This window comes from Halomonas sp. BDJS001 (assembly GCF_026104355.1).
Taxonomy (GTDB): Bacteria; Pseudomonadota; Gammaproteobacteria; order Pseudomonadales; family Halomonadaceae; genus Vreelandella.
Genome location: NZ_CP110535.1, coordinates 2,758,202 through 2,782,682 on the forward strand (window position 1 = coordinate 2,758,202; position 24,481 = coordinate 2,782,682).

General features: G+C 52.5%; 30 protein-coding genes and 2 pseudogenes. 3 read left to right on the forward strand and 29 right to left on the reverse strand.

From position 1 onward, the window contains the following. Nucleotides 1-61: 61 nt before the first annotated feature. The 16 genes and pseudogenes from OM794_RS12795 to OM794_RS12865 form a co-directional block, all read right to left on the reverse strand. Nucleotides 62-619, reverse strand: a complete 558-nt coding sequence (locus OM794_RS12795) for a GNAT family N-acetyltransferase (RefSeq protein WP_226249294.1) — start codon at nt 617-619, stop codon at nt 62-64. Nucleotides 620-678: 59 nt separating this feature from the next. Further along, entirely contained in the window at nt 679-1,209 is a 531-nt protein-coding gene (locus OM794_RS12800; RefSeq protein WP_226249295.1) for a GNAT family N-acetyltransferase, read from the reverse strand. Between the two features lie 172 nt (nt 1,210-1,381). Continuing rightward, entirely contained in the window at nt 1,382-1,714 is a 333-nt protein-coding gene (locus OM794_RS12805; protein ID WP_226249296.1) for a GFA family protein, read from the reverse strand. A gap of 97 nt (nt 1,715-1,811) precedes the next feature. Continuing rightward, complete coding sequence (locus tag OM794_RS12810; RefSeq protein ID WP_226249297.1) at nt 1,812-2,441, reverse strand: LysE family translocator; 630 nt, start codon at nt 2,439-2,441, stop codon at nt 1,812-1,814. 51 nt (nt 2,442-2,492) lie between these two features. Next, nucleotides 2,493-2,870: a DUF4440 domain-containing protein gene (locus OM794_RS23390; RefSeq protein ID WP_226249298.1), complete on the reverse strand. Its 378-nt coding sequence runs from the start codon at nt 2,868-2,870 to the stop codon at nt 2,493-2,495. Nucleotides 2,871-2,940: 70 nt separating this feature from the next. Further along, a complete protein-coding gene (locus tag OM794_RS12815) occupies nt 2,941-3,453 on the reverse strand; it encodes a class IV adenylate cyclase (RefSeq protein ID WP_226249299.1) in 513 nt (170 codons plus the stop codon). Between the two features lie 162 nt (nt 3,454-3,615). After that, nucleotides 3,616-4,176, reverse strand: a complete 561-nt coding sequence (locus OM794_RS12820) for a hypothetical protein (protein ID WP_226249300.1) — start codon at nt 4,174-4,176, stop codon at nt 3,616-3,618. Between the two features lie 64 nt (nt 4,177-4,240). After that, nucleotides 4,241-4,684, reverse strand: coding sequence for a hypothetical protein (locus OM794_RS12825; protein ID WP_226249301.1), 444 nt, complete (start codon nt 4,682-4,684; stop codon nt 4,241-4,243). A 131-nt stretch (nt 4,685-4,815) separates the two neighbouring features. Continuing rightward, nucleotides 4,816-5,302 (reverse strand): annotated as a pseudogene (locus OM794_RS12830) (DUF1456 family protein). 96 nt (nt 5,303-5,398) lie between these two features. Then, nucleotides 5,399-5,821 carry a tetratricopeptide repeat protein gene (locus tag OM794_RS12835; RefSeq protein WP_226249372.1) on the reverse strand — a complete coding sequence of 141 codons (423 nt, stop codon included), beginning with the start codon at nt 5,819-5,821 and terminating at the stop codon, nt 5,399-5,401. 214 nt (nt 5,822-6,035) lie between these two features. Next, on the reverse strand, nt 6,036-7,007 hold the full coding sequence (locus OM794_RS12840; RefSeq protein ID WP_226249303.1) for a LysR family transcriptional regulator: 972 nt from the start codon (nt 7,005-7,007) through the stop codon (nt 6,036-6,038). A gap of 265 nt (nt 7,008-7,272) precedes the next feature. Beyond that, complete coding sequence (locus OM794_RS12845) at nt 7,273-7,707, reverse strand: GFA family protein (protein WP_226249304.1); 435 nt, start codon at nt 7,705-7,707, stop codon at nt 7,273-7,275. 56 nt (nt 7,708-7,763) lie between these two features. After that, the gene (locus OM794_RS12850; RefSeq protein ID WP_226249305.1) at nt 7,764-8,189 is read right to left on the reverse strand and encodes an N-acetyltransferase; all 426 of its coding nucleotides are present in this window, start codon (nt 8,187-8,189) and stop codon (nt 7,764-7,766) included. A 140-nt stretch (nt 8,190-8,329) separates the two neighbouring features. Next, nucleotides 8,330-8,830, reverse strand: a complete 501-nt coding sequence (locus tag OM794_RS12855; RefSeq protein ID WP_226249306.1) for a GNAT family N-acetyltransferase — start codon at nt 8,828-8,830, stop codon at nt 8,330-8,332. A gap of 338 nt (nt 8,831-9,168) precedes the next feature. Continuing rightward, the gene (locus OM794_RS12860) at nt 9,169-9,591 is read right to left on the reverse strand and encodes a VOC family protein (RefSeq protein WP_226249307.1); all 423 of its coding nucleotides are present in this window, start codon (nt 9,589-9,591) and stop codon (nt 9,169-9,171) included. Nucleotides 9,592-9,715: 124 nt separating this feature from the next. Beyond that, a complete protein-coding gene (locus OM794_RS12865; protein WP_226249308.1) occupies nt 9,716-10,153 on the reverse strand; it encodes a VOC family protein in 438 nt (145 codons plus the stop codon). A 102-nt stretch (nt 10,154-10,255) separates the two neighbouring features. On the opposite strand from OM794_RS12865, the gene soxR reads away from it, so the two are divergent. Then, nucleotides 10,256-10,738: a redox-sensitive transcriptional activator SoxR gene (gene soxR, locus OM794_RS12870; RefSeq protein WP_226249309.1), complete on the forward strand. Its 483-nt coding sequence runs from the start codon at nt 10,256-10,258 to the stop codon at nt 10,736-10,738. Between the two features lie 16 nt (nt 10,739-10,754). Here the strand turns inward: soxR and OM794_RS12875 are convergent, their stop codons facing one another. Together OM794_RS12875 and OM794_RS12880 are read right to left on the reverse strand one after the other, a co-directional pair. Beyond that, the gene (locus OM794_RS12875) at nt 10,755-11,168 is read right to left on the reverse strand and encodes a hypothetical protein (protein WP_226249373.1); all 414 of its coding nucleotides are present in this window, start codon (nt 11,166-11,168) and stop codon (nt 10,755-10,757) included. Nucleotides 11,169-11,275: 107 nt separating this feature from the next. Next, the gene (locus tag OM794_RS12880) at nt 11,276-11,413 is read right to left on the reverse strand and encodes a hypothetical protein (protein ID WP_169331552.1); all 138 of its coding nucleotides are present in this window, start codon (nt 11,411-11,413) and stop codon (nt 11,276-11,278) included. Nucleotides 11,414-11,631: 218 nt separating this feature from the next. On the opposite strand from OM794_RS12880, the gene OM794_RS12885 reads away from it, so the two are divergent. Then, entirely contained in the window at nt 11,632-12,816 is a 1,185-nt protein-coding gene (locus OM794_RS12885) for a DEAD/DEAH box helicase (protein ID WP_226249310.1), read from the forward strand. Nucleotides 12,817-12,883: 67 nt separating this feature from the next. Here OM794_RS12885 and rho read toward each other — a convergent pair. From rho to cbiE, 8 genes and pseudogenes are all read right to left on the reverse strand, one after another. Continuing rightward, a pseudogene (rho, locus tag OM794_RS12890) lies at nt 12,884-13,839 on the reverse strand (transcription termination factor Rho). Between the two features lie 349 nt (nt 13,840-14,188). Then, nucleotides 14,189-14,764, reverse strand: coding sequence for a hypothetical protein (locus OM794_RS12895; RefSeq protein ID WP_226249312.1), 576 nt, complete (start codon nt 14,762-14,764; stop codon nt 14,189-14,191). A 205-nt stretch (nt 14,765-14,969) separates the two neighbouring features. Further along, nucleotides 14,970-16,736 (reverse strand): alpha/beta hydrolase, encoded by a 1,767-nt coding sequence (locus OM794_RS12900; protein WP_226249313.1) that lies wholly within the window; start codon nt 16,734-16,736, stop codon nt 14,970-14,972. Nucleotides 16,737-17,815: 1,079 nt separating this feature from the next. Beyond that, nucleotides 17,816-18,256, reverse strand: coding sequence for a YtoQ family protein (locus OM794_RS12905; protein WP_226249314.1), 441 nt, complete (start codon nt 18,254-18,256; stop codon nt 17,816-17,818). Nucleotides 18,257-18,326: 70 nt separating this feature from the next. Further along, entirely contained in the window at nt 18,327-19,091 is a 765-nt protein-coding gene (cobF, locus tag OM794_RS12910) for a precorrin-6A synthase (deacetylating) (protein WP_226249315.1), read from the reverse strand. Further along, nucleotides 19,088-19,891, reverse strand: a complete 804-nt coding sequence (cobM, locus tag OM794_RS12915) for a precorrin-4 C(11)-methyltransferase (protein WP_226249316.1) — start codon at nt 19,889-19,891, stop codon at nt 19,088-19,090. The genes cobF and cobM overlap by 4 nt, the downstream gene beginning before the upstream one ends. After that, nucleotides 19,891-20,274 carry a cobalamin biosynthesis protein gene (locus tag OM794_RS12920; RefSeq protein WP_226249317.1) on the reverse strand — a complete coding sequence of 128 codons (384 nt, stop codon included), beginning with the start codon at nt 20,272-20,274 and terminating at the stop codon, nt 19,891-19,893. Before OM794_RS12920 ends, cobM begins: the two co-directional genes overlap by 1 nt. After that, nucleotides 20,271-21,479 (reverse strand): precorrin-6y C5,15-methyltransferase (decarboxylating) subunit CbiE, encoded by a 1,209-nt coding sequence (cbiE, locus tag OM794_RS12925; protein ID WP_226249318.1) that lies wholly within the window; start codon nt 21,477-21,479, stop codon nt 20,271-20,273. Before cbiE ends, OM794_RS12920 begins: the two co-directional genes overlap by 4 nt. Between cbiE and OM794_RS12930 the strand changes: the two genes are divergently transcribed. After that, entirely contained in the window at nt 21,478-22,206 is a 729-nt protein-coding gene (locus OM794_RS12930) for a cobalt-precorrin-6A reductase (protein ID WP_226249319.1), read from the forward strand. The two genes, cbiE and OM794_RS12930, sit on opposite strands and share 2 nt — an antisense overlap. A 145-nt stretch (nt 22,207-22,351) precedes the next feature. Here the strand turns inward: OM794_RS12930 and cobJ are convergent, their stop codons facing one another. Genes cobJ through OM794_RS12945 form a run of 3 tightly spaced genes read right to left on the reverse strand, consistent with a single transcriptional unit; the run spans nt 22,352 to nt 24,449 of the window. Continuing rightward, the gene (gene cobJ / locus OM794_RS12935; RefSeq protein WP_226249320.1) at nt 22,352-23,101 is read right to left on the reverse strand and encodes a precorrin-3B C(17)-methyltransferase; all 750 of its coding nucleotides are present in this window, start codon (nt 23,099-23,101) and stop codon (nt 22,352-22,354) included. Then, entirely contained in the window at nt 23,098-23,823 is a 726-nt protein-coding gene (gene cobI, locus OM794_RS12940) for a precorrin-2 C(20)-methyltransferase (RefSeq protein WP_226249321.1), read from the reverse strand. Before cobI ends, cobJ begins: the two co-directional genes overlap by 4 nt. Further along, complete coding sequence (locus tag OM794_RS12945; protein WP_226249322.1) at nt 23,820-24,449, reverse strand: precorrin-8X methylmutase; 630 nt, start codon at nt 24,447-24,449, stop codon at nt 23,820-23,822. Before OM794_RS12945 ends, cobI begins: the two co-directional genes overlap by 4 nt. Nucleotides 24,450-24,481: the final 32 nt, after the last annotated feature.

The window sequence follows — 24,481 nt, forward strand, 5'->3', positions numbered from 1 at the left end:
CGAGAAAGCCGGGTTACTGGCATAATCGAGTCAGCTGACGACCTTCAACTCTAGGGGCTACTCATCGCACAATTGTCGCATCCATGCCATTAGTATGAAGTGCGCCCCACTGATGCTGATTTAACCGATACAACCTCACTGGGCGGCCATGGAAATCATGGATGCCGAACGTAGAAAACCTTGCTTTTGCTGCAACCTTAAGCGACGCAACATTCTCAGGCTCAATAATAGCAACCACTGAAGATAGCTGCTTTTGATTAAATGCATCATGGAGTACCGCGTGCACAGCCTCAGTCGCAAGTCCTTTGCCCCAGTACCGTTTGGCCAGCCGGTAGCCTAAACCAATCTCCTCAATACCATTTACCTCTTCGGGGCTGACACCACAAAAGCCGACAAGCTTGCCGGAACCCTTCTCTACTAACGCCCACGGCCCGATACGGTGAGTTGCATAGTTCTCCAAGCACCATTCAATAAACCGCCGCGTCGCCGCTTTATCGCAAACGCCTCGAATCGAGTATTTCATCACCTCAGGATCGCTGAGGATAGTGGTCAACTCAGACACATCATCCAGGGATAATGTCCGTATAAACAGCCTTTCCGTTTCGCAAGTTTGCACCATTTCCTCCTTGTTGATGATGCTCTCGTTAAGTGCTCAAGTTCCCCATTATACAATGACTACTATGTCTTAAAATCGTAGTGAAAAACGTCACGATACTGTCCGTTCAATTGAGGGGCTTGATAAAACTTTTTGGTTCTTGTCGTAAATCTAAAACCTGCTTTGGCTAAAGCCATTTGAGCAGCAACATTATCAACGTCAGTAAAAGAGCTAACGCTTGTTGCGTAACCTGCTGCGAGCAAGTGCTGTGCGGTAAGTACTAACGCCTCTGCTGCGTACCCGCGACCTCTATATGGTCTCCCGATACCAAAGTGAACGACCTCTGACTCACCACTCTTTACAACGGTTACCATTCCGATAGCACCGATGCCCTCCGTAATGGCATCTACAATCCAAATACACTTACCCGTTAACGCCATACTCTCAGGAACAGAAAGAGTTTGTAGCATTTTTTTGGTTTGTTCGATTTCAGTGTGAGGGCGCCGTGCAAGGTATTTTGTTGAGCCTAAATCACCCGTATAGCTTTTAAAGATTGGGGCAATATCGTCAGGCCAGTAGTACCTCAAAACTAGCCTTTTGGAGTCCGTAATCATGTTTGGATCCTTTACGTCGCCACAACAATGCAGTTCCACTGCTTCCTTACGAAAAGACTTTAATTTATATCATCTTTCAGGCGATGAATATGGATGGTATATCAAAGCAACCTCGATAACTGGATTTAACCAACCGGGTAGGCACACTGCACTAGCACTTCCTAGCTCTCTGCTATTGATCAGATTCATGGTTGATACCGTCGCTAACCGGCAAATCGTGCAAGTCAAAGGGGTTAATATCTTCCAAACACCCAACATTGAATCCATACACATTGGGATTGGAGCGCGTTTGGTGGTGAGTGTAAACGCCGCAGTTTGAACAGAAGTAGTGCTTAGCGACACCTGAATTGAACTGATAGAGCTTAAGATGCTCAGCGCCACGGAGAATGCGAAGACCGTTCAATGGTACATAGGCCATAACAGCGCCTTTGCGCCTGCAAATAGAGCAGTTACACCTTTTCGGGTCAACAAGCCCCTCAGGCAGATCGAGTTCGAGCTCCACCATGCCGCAGTGGCATGTAGCCCTGTGCCTAGGTTGAATGTTAACTCCGCCCACTTGCTTGACCACAGCCTTCTCCCGTATCTATCGCTGGCGAGGCGTTTTATAAGTTATTAGCATCAACTTCCTTCAGCCCTAGAAGCACCGCTGCGCCAATCAAAAACGATCCAGATACCTTACCTAAGTACTGGCGCGCTGATGACTTTAGTTTCGTACTAACCCATTCAGCTGATTTACCGTAGGAAAACAAGAAAACCGCATCCATGATGAGATACGTGGCACTCAGTATCACAAACTGATGCAGAAGGGGCTCAGATGGATTAATGAACTGTGGAAAAAGAGCAGCGAAAAAAATAACGGCTTTAGGGTTTGCGGCTGACGTGATAAAACCTTGCCAAAACAAGCTTTTTTTCGACCGCCCCTGATTCGCCACACCTACATGGCTCCCACTCTTTGCGAAGATCAACCTTAGGCCTAAATACGATAAATATGCTACCCCCGCCCACTTCACAACGATAAAGAAATCACTGGATTGCTGAACAATACTCACCAAACCTATCGAGGCGACAATCATTTGTAAAAAATTGGCTGACAAATCGCCAGCAGCGGTAAATAGCGACCGTTGGAAACCATTGTTAACGCTATTGGAAAGCATCAAAAGCTGGCTAGGGCCCGGTGTACTCATCAAAATGAATACGGTGCTGACATACAGAAGCCAAATTTCCGTTCCCATATCCCCTCACTTTTCAAAATTAAAGTGTGTAACGCCCGCAGAATCAACGATCTAAGACTGAACCTCAAAAGGAGAGATAGCCGTACCTTGGTTGTAAACCATTTTCCAGTCACTTCCCTCTTTCCGCCATATTGACGTTCGCCGAGAATAGCTTGTACCTAAGCCGTTTTGCCGACTGATAGCAACCCTATAAAAGAGCTGAATAAGATCAGAGCTCAATCTCCGGTGCTCAAAGTCCTGAGATATAGCCGACCATGCGGATTCCTGTGGCAAACAATCAAGGACACTATCTAACCCGACAAAATCGCCTGATGCTCCGATCTCCAGGAAATCCGAGGACAGTAAAGACCGCAGCTTCACCGGTGACCTGCGCACCTCGAAGCTAAGCAAGGCTCTTTCCTTTTCTATCAGATCCGCCTCGATTTCCATAGCTGATTACCCCAACTTCTGAACTCGAAAACCTTCGCGGCTCCTTGGTTAGAGCCTATAGAATCAATGGTTAGCTCCCCTTGAGCAAGTCGACATAAGCGCCTTCAATGAGCTGGGATAACTCGATACCGAGCCGATCCAATAGGCGGTACGCGACTTCCACACCGGACTGTGATGACTCACTGGAGGACATGACCACTTCGAGTTCAAGAAAGTGCCCAAGATCCTCCACTCTATCGAGATGTACACGAGTCCTGTCAACAAGGTACAACGTACGATGTTTCCGAACACGACCAACTTCACCATAAGCCAGCGAAAGCGTCTCTCGCAACGCCTCAGGCTCATCGGTTTGCGAGCGAACGTAAAACGATTCTTTCGGCCCAGCCTGATTTGCGCGTCGGTAAAAAATGAGTTCGCCGCGCTTTTCTGAAAACACCCGAAGCTTCAGCCGACCAGCCTCACATTGGAAGAAGGTATCGTCTTGCACTATCTCGGTAGGCCCATTGTCCGCGATCTTAGCCACCTTGGATTCGAGCGCTTCGATGTTGTCGATACGTGCTTTGATCTCAATATTTCTGGCCATGGTAAGTACTCAGTCGCAAGCGTCGTGGTGCCCAAACCTAACGCACCGAATATGTGAATGCGATGGATCATATATACTTACCTTACACCGAAGCGACCAGAGGCTTTGATGGGACGAAGATTTTGCTGCCTCCATTCCCCTAAAAATTGAATTAATTGTCTTCTAGGCTTTGAAGTTGGGTGGAGTGTCCCAAAGCTGCACCTCGATATAGAGCTCAAAATCATTTTCCCAATAACGCTCGTAAGGGATCAAGTGATCATTGGCAGGAATACCGAAGCGTGTAACGAGCTTATTCACTTCGCTAAGCAGAAACACTTGATTGTAGTAAGGCTTGTCGTCTCGGGTTAGCGCAATAAAGCTATCCGGGTAAGTCAAAGACGTTACTTCGGGATCGAGCTCAGAGAGAGGGATTCTAAGCTCACCTTGGTTTGCGTTCAGGTCACGAAACCAAGGGGATTCTCCAAGCACTAGATAGAAGGGATGATCGCGGCGCGGTTTACCTCCACGCGCAACGAAGAGTTCACGCAGCCGAGCCTCAACCTCACGTCGGACTCCTATGTAATTCCTACCGTAGCGCCGCCGGTAACCGGGATCACGCTTATGACGAGTTAGGATATCTTGAAATACAGGATCTTCCGAGCCAGCAGGAAGCTCTGAGAGACTCCGAAACGGGCCTGTCTCTCGCAAATAATAGTGGGTAGCGAAATCGGGAAGTCTACTCACTTGTCATTCCTTCGGCGTAGCTAACAGCCATCAAACGCCCTGTAGAGTGACTTATCAAAGCAACTTATTGACACGCCCTAGCCTGGCTAATGAAATCCTCTAGAAGGGCCATCGCTCGCTCGATATCCCGCTCGTAAATAAACAAGTGATCGAATACGGCACCACATTGCGGGCCAGCTTTGATGCCTTGTTCATTTAGCGCCCGCAGAGCGGGGCCGAGAAAACCAATTACATCGAAGGGAAGCTCGCCATCCGTTGATATAACTTGAAACGGGCCGAAGCTATCTCTTATAGAGACCTCAGTTTTTAAGCGCTCAACGGCTGCCTCGTCGACTATCGCGGATACACCTGCCTGATCGCGAATTAAACAGCTGTACCGAGCATAGCTTGCCACGAACACGTTAGCCACATCTTGAGCGGACGTGTCGCTAAGATCGAGCATCCAGTAGCGTTCAGGCCAGATTTTCAATGTCATATTCGCCCATACCGCCATTGGATCTATAGACATTACACTCTCCTGTTAGACCGCCAATGACCGCTCGATTCGACAGCTGTTAAAACGTCACATCGAAGCCGCAGCTGGCTTATACCGTATGATACAAAGTGCTGCAGCTATTATATGAATTCAGGCGATTAAGCTCAGGACTCAGAGCTAGAAGCAGCCTGATTTGGCCGCAATTGAAGCTGAATACCGAGCAAAAAATTGCGCAGCACCTGATCTTTGCACTCGCGATAATTTTTATGGCTCGGCTTGCGGAAAAACGCACTTAATTCATGGTTACTTAGGTTGAAGCCAGCCAGTTCAAACGCTGCCAAAATATCGTCAGCTTTTAGGTTCAGCGCGATGCGCAGCTTCTGGAACACCATATTGTTGTTCAACTGCGACTCTGGCACGGGCTGTGGCCCTTCACGCTTGCCACGCTTAAAGCTGATAAAGCCGTTCAAAAAACGCCGCCAACTCTCGGTTCTTCATCGGCACGAAGGCGTCGTCATCATCCTTTTTCAGCCAGGCCGTTACCTGCTCTTGAGCCACGCTGACCTCTGCCAAGGCGAAGATATCCACGATGGTGCTGTCTTTTAAATCAAAGGTGTAACGTATACGGCGAAAAATATCGTTATTGGTCAAAATAGTGTCCCTAGTCTTAGGCAAACCCAGCACAATCAGGCTTTATGTGCATCTGCGTCTATCATGAATAATCGGAAAATCAGTAACCTAGCAAGCCTAGCCTGCCGTCAGCTTCTCAAGCAGTTCATCAATTTCTTCTTTAAGCTCGCCATCTTCAATCTTGTTGGCAGTGATTTGGGCATTTTTAAGATTGCTGATCGCCGCGTCGGTCTGGCCTAGCTCAACTTGCAGCTTTGCCATAGAGAACGCTATCGATGACATATGGTCTGTGGAATTAATCGCGACGGCTTTCTCAAAGGCTTTTTCGTAGACAGCCAGCGCCTCATCTAGCTCTTCAGTAAAATCAGCCAGGGTTTCCCACTGCTCCGGGTGATCTTTATCGCTGTTTTCGTTCTCGGTGCAGATCGCTTCCAACTGCGCATAGAGCGCATAGAAAGCCTCTCTATCCTCTTTATCGGCAGCCTTCATGAGTTTTTCAGCGAGTTCGTAAACCGCCTTGTATATTTTGGTGTTAATCATTAATAACAGCCTTTTTCCTACTGAAAATAAACCATAAACATTAATAAATAAGTCAGTACATTTATTTATTTGGCGATATACGATTTTAAGGTAGATCTCGAAGTCTGCTTGAAGCAGCTTCTCCACCAAGACCATGCCATTATAGCCCAGGATCATGCCCTTTCAGATGGTCATTTTTCCGCTTTTGTCCGCAGTAAAATGCCTGATGAGGAAATTATGACTCAGGCAGGCGCAATAGCCGCCCGGCCAGTCGTTGCTTCTGCGCTTGGATCGCTTCTGTTAGAAAATCCTTTAGCGCATGAATCTTCACCACGCCTCTCAAGTCAGGGTGCATCAAAAACCACAAACCATATTCCAGCTCAGGGATAGGGTCGCTAAGTTGGATAATGTCCGGATCTTCATCCGCCAAATAACATGGCAGCACAGCCAACCCCATGCGAGAGCGAACAGCGCTAAATATGTTAACCAAGGTATCAACACGGTAGACGCAGGCCGCTTTCAGTTCATGCGTCTCCATCCACCGGTCTAGTGCTGAATCCTGTAGCCGAGGTCCAGCGCCAATCCAAGGCTGCTTTGCAAGGGTATCAGTGGATGCCTCTGGAGATAAACCAAGACTGCGATGCCCGTAAATAGCTTGACCAATCGTGGCCAGCCGTCGCCCAATCAGGTTCTCAGGCGGAAGATTGGAAGGACGGATAGCAACGTCGGCCTCCCTACGCGTCAGGTTGAACAATTGATTAGAAACGGCAACGTCCAGCACGATGGCTGGATACTCAACGCGAAATTGCGTAAACAGGGGCGCCAGCAATCCCATCAGCAACGAGTCCGTTGTGGTGGCATAAATTTCCCCACTCGGTTCCAAATCCCGTCCGGCAACTTTACGTTCGGCGGCAAGCGCAGCCTCATCCATAATCTTAGCCGTCTCGGCCAGTTGCTCCCCTGCCAGCGTGGGCTGGTATCCAGTACGGCTTCTTTCAAAAAGCGTAACCCCCAAGCGTTGCTCAACCTCTCCCAGCCGCCGGAAAACAGTTGCATGACTGACCGCCAGGGCACGCGATGCCCCAGAAAGAGAGCCTGCGTTCGCAATGGCAAGAATAATTTCAAAGTCGTTCCATGCCAGATGACTACGCGTTTTCTGGGTAGCGTCAGAGGCTCCCTCACGCGCTCTCACTGTTCGTTTTTGCAAAGCTTTTACTCATGTTCATGGCACATCTTGCATAATAAAACAATACTAGCATGTCTATAACGCACCGAGATCAGGGTCAAGCGAAGTCCCTGGAGTGTTCATCAAGATAAATATCGTGCTGATATACAAGAGCCAGATTTCTGTTCCCAAAACCATCTCTCTTACCTATTCCAGCTTATAGCGACCACGTAAACATGGCTACGATCACCCACTAATTACCTGAAGTTGATGCACCAGTGTTACCGGGTCGCTTCCTCACTACAGACTAAACGCATTTGCGCTGCAGTGCTTGGTTAAGCGACTCCAGACTATCGGGGCCACCGGCCAACCGAATACAGTTATCGGATTCTTGCGCCCATAAGGCGGATGAAGAAAAATGGAGATGCACAGCCACTTGAGCAACCGCCATCTCCTCCAGTAAACCGGCTGGAACCCATATTACATCAGTGCCTCTCAACCTGTTGGGCACCGGGCTACCGCAGCCTGAACAGAAGTCACTTCGATAGCCGGTTGGCTTTTGAAAAGAGCAGATGTTCGACTGACCTGAAATCCAGCGAAAGCTCTTGCCTTCCACAAAAGTGGCAGCGTTAGCGTTAGACCCCGTCGCTTTGCGACACAAGGAGCAGTGACATTGGTAGAGGTTGGGTAACTCACCCTCAATTTCAAACACCACCGCTCCACAGAGACACTCACCTTTCATCGAACACTCCTGGGTATACAATACCAAGCCAGCCCCAACCCTCTGATTAGCCGCTGTTAACCGTAATACTCCATAACCAACTCTGGATGACCAGTTCGTTCATCCATCTGCTCCCCCAATGAAATAAATCCATGCTTCTTATAAAAATGGATACTTGGATCGTTCTCACGGTAGACCGTCAGTTGCAAACACTCCCTTCTGCTCTTGGCATCATCAATCAGCGCTGTGCCCACGCCCTTACCCTGCAAGCTTGGTGCCACAAAAACAGCAGCCAACGTATTTTCATACAGGCTATAAAACCCAGCTATTTGAGCCCCAGACTCAAATACAAAGGTCTCCGAGGCGGGGAGATAGACATCACGCATTTCTCTAACTTTTGATTCCCAAAACGCTGATTCAATAAAGGCGTGTGCTTTAACCGATGCTGAAAGCCAGATATCTAAAATTTGATCCATATCCGCTTTCTGGTATTCGCGAATCATCTATTTATTCCTTACTGTTGGTCAACCTCAGCAAAACCTATTGCTAACAATAATTTAATAAAAAGTTTTTGTGCAATACAGTACGGAGTGAATCAGAAACCCACTTGGGATTGAAAAATCCCCCTCCGAAAAACCATGAATCACCAAGGTTCGCTTTGTAAAACTACCTCTCCAACTGGGGCCAAGTCACCACGATGCATAAACTCGAAGGTAGAAAGCACTTTCTCACCTTGCTGCAGAAAATAAACAGCACCAGAATGCCGCTGGTAACCATGTCTTTCGTAATAAGAAACTAGCCGAGACGGGCAAAAAAGCGTAAATACTCCAGTTCCAAAATGGTTGCTCGCCTTATGATGAACTTCGTTAAACAGTAAAGCTGGAATGCCTTGCCCTTGATATTCTGGCCTCACAACAACCTCGCCAATACCAATCACTAAACGAGGCACAGCATCGATGAGGACTTCAAAGCTGTCAAAGCCAATGTGGCCAATAGGGTTCTTCTCCTCGGAGTAGACGATGCTATGCCAAGAAACAGGCGACCACTCTTTACCACGCCCCTTTGCAGGAAAAACTTGCTCCTTCCATTGGGTTAAGTAGTTCCACTCGCCTTCCAAGATTCCTTTTTTGGTTTCAATTCTCACTGAAAGCTCCTGAGGTTTTACTGCTAACGCTTTATATTATATTATTCTAATTAAAAGTAAATCTACCCCATTCATCTAATAAGCAGTCTACCGAATGAGCGGCAAGCCCAGCCTACGTACCCAGCTCTCTTGTTTGCCCAAGGCTGCTTTGACCACAGTTCACCGCTGACAAAGGCGTCAAGGTTATCGGCCACATGAGCAAAAGGGGCCAGCCCAACTCTGTGCCCTTTCAGATCACGGCTCTCACCTTCGCCATGATCGCTTAGCGCCATGCACAGGTGAACTTGGGTGCTAGCTACTAACAGAGGATTCGGCTACAAAGGTGGGCAGTGCGGCTCCTAAGTGTCCGACTTTTCAACCGTTAAACCAATTTCCTGCCCATACGAAATTTCTAAAACATGGCCATCAGGATCATTTATAAAGGCCCAATAGCCTACCGGATAGCCGCTATTCGTCGCCTCCCGGGACAATATGCCTTCGCGCCTAGCTTGGTCACATAAATCATCTACTTCACGCTTGCTTTTACAACCAACACCCAGGTGGGCAAAAGGCCCTAATATAGGAACCGGATTACTGTTTTGTACTAGCACTAATACAAATGGGCGTGATTTATCCGACAACCAAACGACCCGCTTGTCGATTTCCTTATCTGTTCGCTCATGAATGACAGCCATATTGGCGTAGCGCTGATAAAAATCAACACTCTTATCTAAGTTACTTGCTGATAACGCAATGTGCGTAAAGCCGACATCTATTTTCATTGTCAAACCCCAGATTTTAAGTTTTACAAAAGAGGCTTCCTGGCTCGTTATTGCTTAAATACCCCTGCTTATCAAGAGCACGCTGTGCTGACTTGATTACCAACCCCGCAGTTGCCCACCTCTCCTACATTGCTGTTTTCTGAGCATCGCGGTTTAAATTCCGTTCAGCCGGTATATCACTCAGATACTCGACAAACTCCACTTCAAACCCAGCCGCATCGACAAAGTAGACATTTTTACGAAACGGCTCTGTTGCTCCTGGTTTGGCAATGGCAAAACCCGCGTGATTTAACCTGGCCACAACGGCGTCAAGGTTATCGGTTACATAAGCAAAATGGGCCAGCCCAACGCTATGGCCTTTCAGATCACGGTTCTCCCCTTCGCCGTGATCGCTTAACGCCAAGTAATGTTCATCATCACCAAAGTGTATCCACTTGCGTGGCTTGCCATACCACTCGCCATGGCCTTCATCCCGCACCCGCCAGTGAGGGAATACGGCGCGGTAAAAATCCAGCATGGCATCCATATCATCAACGACCAGATTCACGTGTTCCAAGTACATAAGAGTCTCCTTGCGTTAAGTGAAATAGCAGGATAAAACCTCAACTTCACTTGAGGTAAAGTGTTTTGGGAAAAAATGGCAAAAAAGATTCAGGGGTGAGTGATGGCAGAGGCAATTTGGAGTGTTGGTAAGGTGGCAAAGCGTTGCGGCATTAAAGTCAGTACCCTGCACTTTTACGAGCAGCAAGGTCTGATCCACAGCTGGCGTAATGCGGGCAATCAGCGGCGCTACAAGCCAGAGGTGCTCAGGCGGATTTCAGTGATCAAAGCCGCGCAGAAAGTTGGCGTTAGCCTGGAAGAGATTAAGCAGGCCTTTGAATCACTGCCCAATAACCGCACCCCGACGGTTGAGGACTGGCAACAGCTTTCAAAAAACTGGCAGCAGATGCTGGATGGCAGGATTGCTTATCTGCAAAAGCTACGTAGTAACCTGGCAGGCTGTATAGGCTGTGGCTGCCTGAGCATGACCAGTTGCCCGCTCTATAACCCTGACGACAAGCTGGCTGAATCAGGTAGCGGCCCGGTGCTGTTGGATCAGGCAGAACAGAAAGCGAGAGCCCAGCAAGAACCAAGCGCTAGCTCATAGCGCTTATTAGCAACCCTCAAGCATAATCTACACGAATGAACCACTTGGGTTTGATGCGTCCGAAGTCACGACGGGTGTTTGTTTTCAAGGCTTTCTTGGAATCCAACACCACGGTTTCCCGCTCGCTTCTAGCAAACACCACCCAATGCCAGAAAGGTCTGCCCTGCTCCATGCGCCATTTGATCGCCAACAGTGCTTTATCTGGAAGGCTCTCCCAGGTATCAAAGGGCGTCTCCGTAGGGGCAGGCGTGATACCCAAAGCACGCAAGAGCTTACGGACGTACTCGGTGTCTGACCAAAGTGCTGTGTCTTCGGCATAGATACCCAAGGCGTTGGCTGTCTCTTTCGCCTGTGCATAGGTAATGCCCGCAAGTACCGCACATGATGCGATGCCACAGCCAGATATTTCTTCTTGAATGACAGGGTTCATTTGCATATGGATTAACGTTTGCCATAAATGGTGCGAGGAATAAACGTTAAACGACCTAAACGATTGAATTTAATTGATTTTTTATTTCGCTCACTCACAATTTAACTTCAATTACCCTGAGACTCCACTTTCGCCAATTTCTTCTCTAGCTTAACAACTTTAGAAAATGAAATGATGCCAAAAACAAACCCCAAGATGCCCATCGACATTCCCATAATTCCAAAAATGAATCCTATATCGCCCATGTTATCTCTCCAATTTTAAAGCTAATTCTGACCAATATTAGCGCACTATAAAGCATCATTACCATTCATTTAATGAATGCCTTTAATTTCATCACAAAAGCCGCCGTTCAGCACTATGAAGCTAATTGCCCTGTTCGAGCAACGAGCGGCTGCTTTTACGCTATACTGCATCATTTTTCATTTTCGACACACCTTACGACCATCGGTCAGAGCTCCTAATGCCATTTTCAAAACTAGGATTATCCAGTCCTCTTGTTCAAGCGATTACCGAACTAGGTTACAACACGCCAACGCCCATTCAGGAACAAGCGATTCCTGCCATTCTCTCGGGTAACGACTTAATCGCCACCGCACAAACAGGCACAGGTAAAACCGCTGCCTTTGTTCTTCCTCTACTAGAGCGCTTCAGTAACGCGGGAACGTTACGTGGCAAGCGGATGCGTGCGCTGATTCTCGTGCCGACCCGTGAGCTAGCGGTTCAGGTCGAAGCCAATGTGGCTCAATACGCTAAACACACGCACCTAACCTCGATGGCAGTGTATGGCGGTGTGGATACCAAAGCTCAAAAAGAACGCCTGATCAAAGGAGTGGATATTCTGGTCGCCACGCCGGGCAGGTTGCTTGATTTGGCTCATCAGCGTGCGCTGCACTTTGATGAACTTAAAGTCATGGTGCTAGACGAAGCGGACAGAATGGTCGACATGGGTTTTGTCGACGATATCCATAAAATCATAGATCGCCTGCCTGAAGACCGTCAGAACCTACTGTTTTCGGCCACCATCACAGACGACGTTCGCGCCCTCGCCTACGATTTTTCGGATCGCCAGATGACCGATCTGGCGGCTGAAATATCCATTTCTCCCAACGTCCGCGCCGCCGCTAATGTCAAACAATGGCTAATCACCGTCGACAAAGACACTAAGTCCGCCTTGTTGAGCCACTTGATCAACGAGCAACAGTGGGATCAGGCGCTCATTTTTACCGAGAAAAAACACAATGCGGCCAAGCTGGTTGCTCAACTAGAAAAACGCGGCATCACAGCGGACTCTATCCATGGCGATAGAAGCCAAGCAATGCGCGAAGAGATTCTGGCTCAGTTCAAATCTGGCGAGCTAAAGTACTTGGTCGCCACGGGCGTTGCCGCGCGTGGTTTGGATATTGATGAATTGAGTCGTGTGGTGAATTACGATTTACCTTTTCAGCCAGAAGAGTACATCCACCGCATTGGTCGAACTGGCCGCGCGGGCGCCTCAGGTGAAGCCATCTCTTTAGTCGACATGAGTGACTTTAAAAATCTTTGCGCTATTGAAAGACGCTTAAAAAGCATTATTGAGCGCAAAGAGATTGCAGGGTTCCCGGTTCGAAAAGCAGTACCTGAATCAAACTTGAATTACAGAAAATAAAGTAATCGTTAAAACTTACCCAAGAAGCTCACCTTTTAAAAGGGTGGGCTTCTTTATTATCGATATTTCACGAATCCGGTAAAAATGCATCTAACAGTTCGGCATTAGTGGGATATTTATCCAATAACGCAAGCAGCTTCTGCGCGCCTTCTACTGGCTTCAGCGCTGTCAAACCTCTACGTAATGTCCTTACCTTTTCAATATCTTTTGCATCAATCAAAAGCTCTTCTCGACGGGTACTACTTTTGGCAATATCTATCGCAGGGAAAATCCGTTGATTGGCCACTTCCCGGGATAACACGAGTTCCATATTGCCCGTGCCCTTAAACTCCTCGAAAATCACCTGATCCATACGGCTTCCCGTATCCACCAGCACGGTGGCCAGAATGGTGAGCGATCCGCCGTTTTCGATCTTCCTCGCGGCGCCAAACAGTTTTCGCGGTATTTCCATCGCTCGAGAATCCAGCCCACCCGACATAGTGCGACCATTGCCTCGCTGCTCGGCGTTATGAACGCGCGAGAGCCTGGTAAGAGAATCGATCACAATCATCACATTATGACCTTCGCCTGCTTGCTTACGCGCCGTTTCAAGCAGCTTATCGGCCATACGCACATGGTGTGTGTAGCTTTCATCTGAAGACGATGCATGTACTTCTGCCGACACACTGCGCTTAAAATCAGTCACTTCTTCAGGGCGCTCATCAATCAGCAAGGCATAAAGCTTTATGTCAGGATGAGCCTCTGCCACGGCCTGACAGATATGTTTTAACATCGTCGTTTTGCCAGAGCCTGGCGGCGCCACAATCAACCCACGTTGCCCCATCCCAATGGGCGTAATCAAATCCATCGCTCGCACAGTACGCTGGTTAGAACCGGGTTCTAAATAAATGCGTGGGGAAGGATGAATAGCGACGCCATTTAAAAAACGTTTTCGGGATCATTAGGAAATTGATCTTCAACTTCTTCGGCAGGCGTGGCATCTATCTCTCTTTTCGCCTTTAGACCTAGTGTTTTTCTCGCCATAATATTGGTATATCGCCTTGAATAACCTGAATTTATAGAGTAATGAATTTATAGAATAGTTGCATCATAGACAGCCGAGCTGTCGCATCGTTGCGGTAGTTGGCATGGGAAACGGATAAGTCGAGATTGTGCTCAATCAGGCAGTGTACGGCATGTTCAAAGGTACTTGGCTGCAGCTCATATTGGTAATTGATTACCAACCATGGCGTTCCGATCGTAGTGATAAGCCTTGAAGCGCGGCATGCTGACCACTACGCGTCTGCCTCCTCGATCCTACCAAAGCTTAGAGGGCAAAGGGGGTTTTCTTCAGCTTCAACGCCAGCGTAAGATTGGTTCCGTTGATGCACTTTTAGAAAATGGAAGAGTCTCGTAGGATCTCAGAGGCTTGCGCCTTAATCCAAGACCATTTTTCGCTGTCCAAATTGGCAGCCAAGAAAGGAATAGCTTTTGCGCGAACTTGTGGCCATAGCATGTAACCTGATTCAAAATCATCCATAAGCTCTCGTTCCAATACCCAGACTGAAATTGGAATGTCTTCTCTCTTAAAGATTGATACGACCCGTTCAGCTTGCTGGTGCCCGCCACCCGTTCCTTGGAATGCCATACGCCCACGCCTAAAATAGTACCATTCACCCGTTAAGGAAGATTCTAGTACTAGGCTAACCAGGTGATAGTGAGTGGAGGGTTCTGCTTCGATAAGCAAATGGGCGACAGGAGATGCTAAACCCTCACTTACTTCATGCAACTGGGTGAACACATCAAAAGAATGGAAAAGCTTTTTCCGTTCCAGCTTCAAATCTGCGATTGCTTCAATATTTAATGATAGATCTTCCACACTGGTACTTTCCGTCTTTATTGACGCTACTTCAAGCCTATTTGCTAACCAGCTAGCTAAAACTCCTAATCCAAAATCATATGGTGTCAAGCCTAAATCCTCCCTTTTTTTCTAACGCCCAGCTCAACGAGCAACAATTGGAGCGCAATGTAAACTGATCCACTGCAGCTGTTTGTTAAATATCATTAACTCGAGGTATATCGCGAAAGTCATGCTCTAGCCTTACGAGCTTCACCCATTTCATAATTTACTTTTTCAACCACCTTTTGTAATTTCTGAATCGCCCCGAGCACCCTCATTCGCGGATACGCCAGTAAGTCCCGACGTCAATAATTACTCGCTGCAGTGAGAACCGCTCGTCCGGCGGAACACCGCGCATGATCAGTTCGTGCATGTCGCTCAGTACCTCTCTCGCCTGAGCAACATAGCCGTGTCCAAGGAAGCTGAGGTCGATCTTCGAAACCTCGACAGTATCGACACCGTCAACAATAGTGACTGGCGGGCAGAGACCGACGCGCGGGTAGTTGTGAAGGAAACTCGAGGCCATTACCGCCTTGTCGCGTGACGACACGTACAGTGTCGTCCGTTCCGCAACCTTCGCGTAGGTCTTCGCCAATTGCTTGAACAAGTCAACATCGATATCCGGCGCAGCCAGCACAAACTGCTTGAATGGCGCACCTGTCTCCCGGCCCAAGTCGACTAGCAGCTTCTCTAACGCTCGCAGCACGCCACGATTGCCCATGCTGTGTGCAATTACGTGGATGCTGTCGGCGCCCGCCTCATGGGTGAGTGCACGCACGTAGTCGACCAGCGCCCCCTCACTCGCTTCGACTGACGCCTCGTCAGCCGAGTAGCCGTGAAAACTGCCCTTCGAGGGCCAACTAAAAAACGCAGTAGCGCCGCCGATGCCAAGGTCAGCACCTAGTTGTGCGGCGCGGATCGCTGCCTCTTCGAATGTGGTGTTATAGCCGTGGATGAACAGCAGCAGCCGCTTTTCCCCGACGCTGCCGATTTCTAACGCCTCCCGCAGCTTTGCCCAATATACCGCGTCCTCAAGCACCCGGATAGCGTCCACCCGGAGCCGGTAGTTGTTACGGATCATGGGCAGCCGCTGCCACCAGTGCTCGCCTTCGACCGAGCCAAGTTTATGGTGTTTAGGGATCACAACTTCGCAGGTTCCTTTGATCAGCCGCGAGCCCCGCATGCCAGTGAATCCCTTGCTAAAGTCCGCGTCGTCAGCGAGCTGGCGGTTGGTACCGAACCAAACTGTGTAGAGACCCGCGTCACGCTGAGGTCGGGCTTTCGGCGTGGCCGCTGGTTCAGCGTTATACAACACATCTATCGGCTCCGTTGTATTCCCATCGTAAATCGCGACACTCCTATTCACCACCTGGTCGTCACCGAAGTCGAGGCTACTCATGAATGCGAGGTCGTCGAACTCAGTCGGGCCAGCGAACCCATGCCGTGGCAACCCGACGCGCTGACCGCAAACGTATCCGCGAACGACCGTCTCTTCCTCCACCCACGCTGGCCAGCCGTCCACCAGATGGCGCACCGCCTGTTCGAGCTCACCCTGCTCTCCAAGCGCTTGATAAAAGATATTGGTCGCAATCGCGGAAATATCCCACGCCGCATCGGCTGGCGCTGCGATGGCCAGAAGCGGAATATTTTCCGCCAAAACGCGTTCGTTCCTGAAAATCCGGCAGCCGCTCATGAATACGCAACTTATGTCGTCGGACGCCCTTAGAATATGCAGAAGCGTCGTTCCGACAATGCTACGAATTATCACCCTGCGATCACTCAACCGAATAAACCCGCCGGGTGTACCACGACTGGTGAAGTGCACAACATCCGGCGCAAATTTACGGATCTCAGCAGCTAGCGTGTCGGGGTCAAGCGTCGAAACTGGCTTGATCGATAAACGACCTAAGGCCTCTGGCCGGAAAGCCGCCCTAATATCATCGACCTCAAGATCAAGCGCATCCGCACCCTGTACCTCTGGGTCGGCAGCGACAACGAGTATTTTGAACTTGCGAAAGTCCATCACCGATTGGTCTTGCATCGCGACATCCTTACAAAAAAACTCGTCGCCCCCCATTCTCGCGCGATGCAGGCGCATATGTGCGAGGGGCTATTATGGTAAACGGAGCAGAAGACAAAACGCTCTAGCATGGGGTATTCATTCTCTGACCCTGGCCACCCTGAACGGGATTCTCGGCGAGTTCCGGCGCAACTCGTAGACAGTGTTGGATCTTCGGAGAGAACATGCTCTTTCTCTAGGGCCTAACGCCGCAATTCAGCGACGGCAAAAAAGCATTGTGAGGCACGAACGATGCTTTTGTCCGCGTGGAATTGTCTTGTTATGTGCTTTATGCACACACCCAAGTACCGTCCGGGTTTTTGTGCGCACCAGTATGCGCTCCACCAACCACCCAGGTGCCATCTGGATTTTTGTGTGCTCCCGTATGGGCGCCACCACAAACCCAAGTGTCGTCTGGATTTTTGTGTGCTCCAGTATGCGCCCCACCGCAAACCCAAGTGCCATTCGGATTTTTGTGTGCCCCCGTATGGGCGCCACCGCATACCCAAGTGCCATTCGGATTTTGGTGCGCTCCAGTATGCGCTCCACCACAAACCCAAGTTCCGCTTGGGTTTTGATGTGCCCCTGTATGAGCGTTTGGATTTTCAACTAGCATTTGCAGGGTTCTCCATTCTATTAGTTGCATATAACAGGGATTAGACTGCATTTTCTGATATTGAATGAACACGTTGGGATATTCAGCATTTTTATAACGCGCGCCGAAATAGCCCTAACTATATGACATTGAATTAAATTAATAATACTTTGGTAGTATATTCAACATTCACGTACGCTATCACTTTGCTGATCTAGTCATACTCTATTCATAAAATTGGCTTAGGTCACGCGCCTTTGCCGATAAATTGAGCTGGAGAAGGGCTTAGGCAGCTGGCGCTGCCTTCGCGCCGAGCCGCCGCTGCGGGTGCCTTACAAGCGTTACGTCACGCTACAGGGTGGCTAGATTGCTTATGTGGCGAAACCGTCGCGCGCTGAAGCGCCCTCCCACAACACCGGTGCTACAGCACTAATGCTGTGGTTGGGCTTGTGGGAGGCGCTTTGGCTTAGGCTTTGAGGACGTAACGCAGCGTTTCAACCACTTGATCAGTAGTGGTACACCAAGCTTGTGCCCCAGCATCGACTTCTTTCAGCGGGTGGACGATGTCTTCGCTATGCAGTGTGATGTAAGGCTTGGCCAGCGCTGCGCAGTAGCCTGCGTCGAAGGCGGCGTTCCACTGCTTGTACTGGTCGCCGAAGCGTACAACGACCAGATCCGCCTGCTCGATCATCGTGCGGGTGCGGATGGCGTTGACCTTGGATGACTGATGGTCGCGCCAGAAGCCATTTTCCGGCTTGCTGAGGTGGTCGCCAGCGGCATCAGAGGCGGCGTGGTCGGTGACTGGTGCGGTAAACACGATATCCAGGCCCGCGGCTTCGGCGCCGCGCTGGATTTCTTCCCGCCAATCGGTGTGAATCTCGCCGGATAGATAAACGTAAAAGCTCATGGCTATTCCTCAAATACTAGTTGGTCAGTAGCGCCATTTTATGGAAAAATATTCCATATTAATACCAGCGTTATAGCAGAGGCTGTTTGGCCAGCAGATAAATATCCATTATCCAGCCGTGGGTGTCGCGTAGCTCCGCCCGACGCTGGTTGATCTGGTCGCCGACGTCGCTTAGCCAGCCTTTGATCAGGCACTGTTTCTCCATGCCCAGGTAGGCGCCCCACCAGATGTAGGTATCATCTTGTGGCAGCGTGAAAAACGCCCCGCCGCTATCCAGCATCACGGCTACCGTGGCGGCATCACTTGGCCAGCCGCGCTCGCGTAGGCGGCGACCGGTGGTGATTTGAACTGGTTCTGCGAGCGCATTTAGCGGGATTTTATGTTCAGCGGTTAGCACCTGGAGGCTGGTGATGCCTGGCACCACCTCTACATCCACCTGCTGACCCGCAGCGCTTAGGCGCTGGGTAATGCGCAGGCTGCTGTCGTAAAGCGAGGGGTCGCCCCACACCAGCATCCCTACCCGCCCGCCGCTGGGGAGGTGTTCATCGATTAGCTGCGCCCAGACGCTGGCGATGGCTGCGTGCCAGTCGTCTACCGCGCCCAGGTAGTCATTGCGTCCATCCCGGCTGGGGAAGTCGAACTCGACTATCTTGGCGGACACCGGCGCATCCAGCAGCCGTTCGCAGAGCAAGCGGCGCAGGTCGATAAGATCCGACTTGGCCTCGCCTTTACGGGGCAACAGGATCAGGTCGGCGTTATTGAGGGCGCGCACGGCGGCCAGGGTGACATGGTCAAGATTGCCAGTGCCGATGCCTATTAGCGACAGCGTGATCATGGTTCGCTCTCTTGGTCTTGGCTTGCCGTGGCAAAAGGCGAATCCGCCGACTGGGGGCGAAAGCGGCGGTCGTAGCCTACGGCGTAGAGGCTGCTCTCTTGGAAGTCGTCGCTCTCCAGCACAGGCCCCACCAGAATTAGCGCGGTGCGCTGCATGGAATCATCGATCAGCGTTTCTATGGTGGCTAGCCGCCCTCGCACTACCCGCTCGTCGGGCCAGCTTGCTCGCCACACAATCGCCACCGGGCACTGCTTGCCGTAGTAAGGCGTCAGGCTCTCGACAACCTGGGAAAGGTTATGGATGGAGAGATGGATGGCCAGCGTGGCGCCGGTGCGGGCGAAGTTGGCAAGCGTCTCGTCGCTGGGCATGGCGCTGGCCCGACCCGGCGTGCGGGTGAGCACCACCGACTGGGCGACACCGGGTAGCGTCAGCTCCTGACCCAAGGTTGCCGAGGCTGCCGCAAACGCAGGCACGCCGGGGGTAATGCTGTAAGGGATATCCAGCTCGCGCAGGCGGCGCAGCTGCTCGCCCATGGCCGACCATACCGATAGATCCCCGGAGTGCAGCCGGGCGACATCCTGACCTTCGGCATGGGCGCGGCTGATCTCCTGCATGATGTCATCCAGCGATAGCGGCGCGGTATTGATCACCCGCGCCCCTGCCGGGCAGTGTTCGAGGATTTCCTCCGGCACTAATGAACCCGCGTACAGGCACACCGGGCAGGCGGCGATCAGGTCGCGCCCGCGTAGTGTGAGCAGATCCGGCGCGCCGGGGCCGGCGCCAATGAAGTGTACGGTCATTATCTATTTCCTTCTGCCAACGCCAGCGCGGCGGTGGCCTTGCGATCCGCTGAGATTATTCTTGGCCCTAGCAGCGTTGCCCCTGGGCCTGCCGCTAATAGCGCTACGGCCTCGGCCACGCTGCCTGTGCCGCGGGCCTGCAAACTTTGTGTTGAGTGAGTCAGCGTTGTCACCGTCGGTAGCTCGGCATCCGCTACGGCGATGACTTCAATGTTGCGCAGTCGGCCCAGTTCTTCGACTAACGGCAGCATGGAGCAAGCAGCCGCCAGCTTATCGATAGCGCCGTACTGTTCGACAAGCTGATCCAGCGCCTGGGCGAGGGATTCGAGCGTGGACTCACTGCGAAAACCAAATCCCGCTATTCTCAACGCCGATTGCTTCATCGAACGCCCCGCCACTGGACGATCGGGTAGCTGGCCTTCCAGCCTCGCCGGGTGCCGATAGGGGCGGCGTTGGCCAGCTCCAGGCGCATCAGTTCGCCGCCAACTTTGTGCTGCCAGTGCGCCAGCAGCGCTTCGGATTCCAGTGTTACGGCATTGGCGACGACACGCACGCCCTCGGGCAGGCGCTGCCATAAATCGTTTAACAGCGCTTGAGATAACCCACCGCCGATAAACACCGCATCCGGTAGCGGCGTATCGTTCAGCACCTCCGGCGCGCGGCCCTCTTTGACCTCAAGCCAATCAACGCCCAGGTTCCCTGCATTGCTGCACGCTCGCGCTGCTCGTTCTGCGTTTTGCTCAAAGCCCACCGCCTGATTATCCGGGTGAGCGAGCAGCCACTCAATGGCGATAGAGCCTGAACCGGTGCCGATATCCCATAGCCGCTCGCCGGGCATGGGGGCCAGCGCCGCCAGTGTAATGGCGCGGATGGCCTGTTTGGTGATTTGGCCGTCGTGGTCAAAAAAATGATCCGGTAGGCCGGGCGTCAGTGGCAAGGCGGGGCCACTGCCTGCTACTTCCAGCGCTACCGCCACCGGGTGGGCGATATCCTTAGGTAAGGCGGCATCTACACGACAATGGTGAATGCGCTCTTTTTCGCCGCCCAGGGCTTCCAGAACCGTTAGCTGGGAATCCCCAAAGCCGAATCGGTTGACCAGGGAGGCGAGTTCGGCCATCGCTTCGCCGTCTCTTACCAGCACCAGCAACCGCCTAGCGGTATGCAGGTAAGGTCGAATGCGGGTCAGCGGTTTGGCGTGCAGGCCCAGGCAAGCGCAGCGCTCCAGCGGCCAGCCCAAGCGTGCGGCCGCCAGGCTGAAGGTGGAAGGCGCTGGCAGTGCCAGCCACTCGTCAGCGCTGAGATGCTGCACCAGGGTGCTGCCCGCCCCAAACCAGAACGGGTCGTTTGAAACCAGCATCACCACCCGGCGGCCGCGCTGACTGAGCAGTTCTGGGATGCCATCGGCAAAGGGCACAGGCCACTCAATCACTTCGGCTTTTAGGGGCGGCAAAAGGCGTAGGTGGCGGCGCGCGCCGAACACTACCTCGGCACTTTCCAGTGCGGCGCGGCTTGCCGCCGTTAGCACCTGTGTGCCACCCTCCCCCCAGCCTAACAGGGTCAGCCAGGGAGTGTTGTTAACCTCAACCATGAACAAGATCCTAATTCTCGGGGGAACCTCGGAGGCCAGCGCCCTGGCCAGCGCTGTTGCCAAGCGCGGGCTTTTCGCCATTTTCAGCTATGCGGGACGTGTTGCCACGCCTAAACCCCAGCCACTGCCTACCCGTATTGGCGGCTTTGGCGGCGTTAGCGGCCTTGCCGCCTTTGTGGCCCGGGAGCGCATCACCCATATCGTCGATGCTACTCACCCCTTTGCCGCGCAGATGAGCACGAATGTGTTAGCCGCCGCGGCCCAGTGCGGCGTAAAGGCCATTGCCCTTACCCGACCTGCCTGGCAACCCGTTACCGGCGACCAATGGCAAAGCGTGGCAAGTATCGATGAAGCCGTCAGTGCCCTGGCGGGCCCGCCCCAGCGGGTGCTGCTCGCCATTGGCCGCATGCACCTTGCGGCCTTTGTCGGCCAGCCCCAGCACCATTACGTGCTGCGTTTGGTTGACCGGCCTACCAGCCCGTTGCCGCTGCCGGATTATACCGCCGTGATCGATAGAGGCCCGTTTACCTTGGAGGGCGACTTAGCCCTGCTGGAAAACCAGCGTATCCAGCGCATTGTGTGTAAAAAATCTGGCGGCGATGGTGCAGCCTCAAAGCTGACCGCTGCCCGTAGGCTCGGCCTGCCCGTGGTGATGATAGAACGGCCTCACCTGCCATCTCGTCTTGAAGTTCATACTGTTGATGAGGTTATCAACTGGATAACTTAACCCTACAAGGCTACCGAAGTCAGCGGCACATCTTGGTAGCGAGGGCAGGCTGCTGCGAGGGCGCTGTAAACCCGTCCTTGGGCGCTACTTTTCCCATCCATGGGAAAAGACCCTCGCATCAACCTGCCCTCGCCCCTGTACATACTCACTGGGAGAAACGCGGCGTATACACCAGCGGCGCTCCATCCCCCTCAATCAATCGCGTCTGCTGAGAACCGACAATCACCAGCGTGCGCATATCGGCCATTTCCGGCGTCGCTTGCCCTAGGGTGGTGACTCGAATTGACTCTTCCGGGGTTGAAACCGCCCGGGCGAAGATGATCAATCGATCCGGCCCGCAGGCTTCCCGCAGTACGTCCAGCGTGCGCTCAAAGCCAGCCGGGCGCGCCTTGGAGCGCGGGTTGTAGAATGCCATGGCGAAGTCAGCCTCGGCAGCCAAACGCAGGCGCTTTTCAATCAGCGCCCAGGGCTTCAAATTGTCGGATAAATTAATGCAGCAGAAGTCATGCCCCAGCGGTGCGCCGACGCTTGCGCTGGCGGCCAGCATGGCGGAAATGCCCGGCAGCACCTGAATATCAAGCGCGCGCCACTGGGCATCGCCCGCTTCCAGGGCCTCGAACACCGCAGCGGCCATGGCAAAGACGCCGGGGTCGCCGGAAGACACCACCACTACCTTATGGCCCTCAAGCGCCAGCTGTAGCGCCTGCTCCGCGCGGCGGATCTCTTCGCGGTTGTCCGAGCCGTGGCGGACTAATCCAGCACGCGGCGCGACCCGGTTAACGTAGGGCACATAGCCCACCACGTCAGTGGCTTCCTGCAGTGCGGCCGTTACTTCGGGAGTGACCATGGCCTCTGAGCCCGGCCCCAGACCGACGATTTTCAGCCAGCCGCTCATGGCCGCCTCCCGTTGCCATGGATCAGCACAATCGAGAAGTACGGCACGCTCTCGCCAACCTCACTCAATGGCAGCACTCTTTGTTGCGACATGGCGGCATACTCAATCAGCCATGCTTCGCCCTCGCGGCCCACGTGAACCAAGGCGCGGCGTAGCTTAGCCAGGTTGCGGCCAATCTTCATCACTACCAGCGCATCGGTTTGGGCGATGCGCTCGGCCAACGCGTCTTCGGGGAGGGTGGCCATCAGCACGGTCAGGATGTCATCGCCCCAGGTAATCGGCTGATCGGTAGCAGTCCAAGCCGCTGACATCCCGGTAATCCCCGGCACCACCGAGATGGGCACGCGATTCAGCAGTCGCGTGTAGAGGTGCATGAAGGAGCCATAGAAAAACGGGTCGCCTTCACACAGCACCACCACATCGCACCCGGCCTCGGCCATCTCGATCAGCTGGGCCACGCTGCGTTCATAGAAAGCCGCCAGCAGCTCATTGTAGCGCGGGTCGTCGAAAGGAATTTCCGTGGTGACCGGGTACTCCATGGGCAGCTCGATGGCGCCGGGCGGGATCATGCCCTCCACGATAGTGCGCGCATGGCCACAGCGGCCCTTTTTACGAAAATAGGCCACGTGGGTCGCCCCGCGTATCAGGCGGTCGGCGCGCACGCTCATCAAGTCTTGGCTGCCTGGCCCCAGGCCAACGCCGTATACCGTTCCCTGGGTCATTCGATGCGATCCGCCATGGCGTTGATGGCCGCCACCGTCACGGCGCTGCCGCCCAAACGGCCGCGGACGATACAGCTGGGCAGCGCCGGATTAGCCAAAAGCGCTTCCTTGGATTCCGCAGCGCCGACAAAACCTACCGGGCAGCCGATAATCGCCGCCGGGCGTGGGCACGCCGGGTCTTCGAGCATATTGAGCAGGTGAAACAGCGCGGTGGGCGCGTTGCCAATGGCGACCACGGCGCCTTCCAGGTGCGGCCGCCAGAGTTCCAGCGCCGCCGCCGAGCGGGTATTGGCCATTTCCTGGGCGAGGCCAGGGGTGCGCTCATCGTTGAGGGTGCAGATGACTTTGTTGTCAGCGGGCAGCCGTTTGCGGGTGATGCCTTCCGAGACCATGCGGGCATCGCAGAGAATCGGTGCGCCCTGCTCTAGCGCGGCACGGGCCTTATTGACCACGTCGTTTTGAAAATGAATATAGGCGGCCAATTTCACCAGCCCGGCGGCGTGAATCATGCGTACCGCCACGGTTTCTTCTTCCACTGAAAAGCGGCCAAGCTCGGCTTCACTGCGAATAATCGCAAACGACTCCCGGTAAATAGCCGGGCCGCTGGTTTCGTACTTATAGGGCACCCAAACTCTCCAAATAAACTAATTCGCAGTTG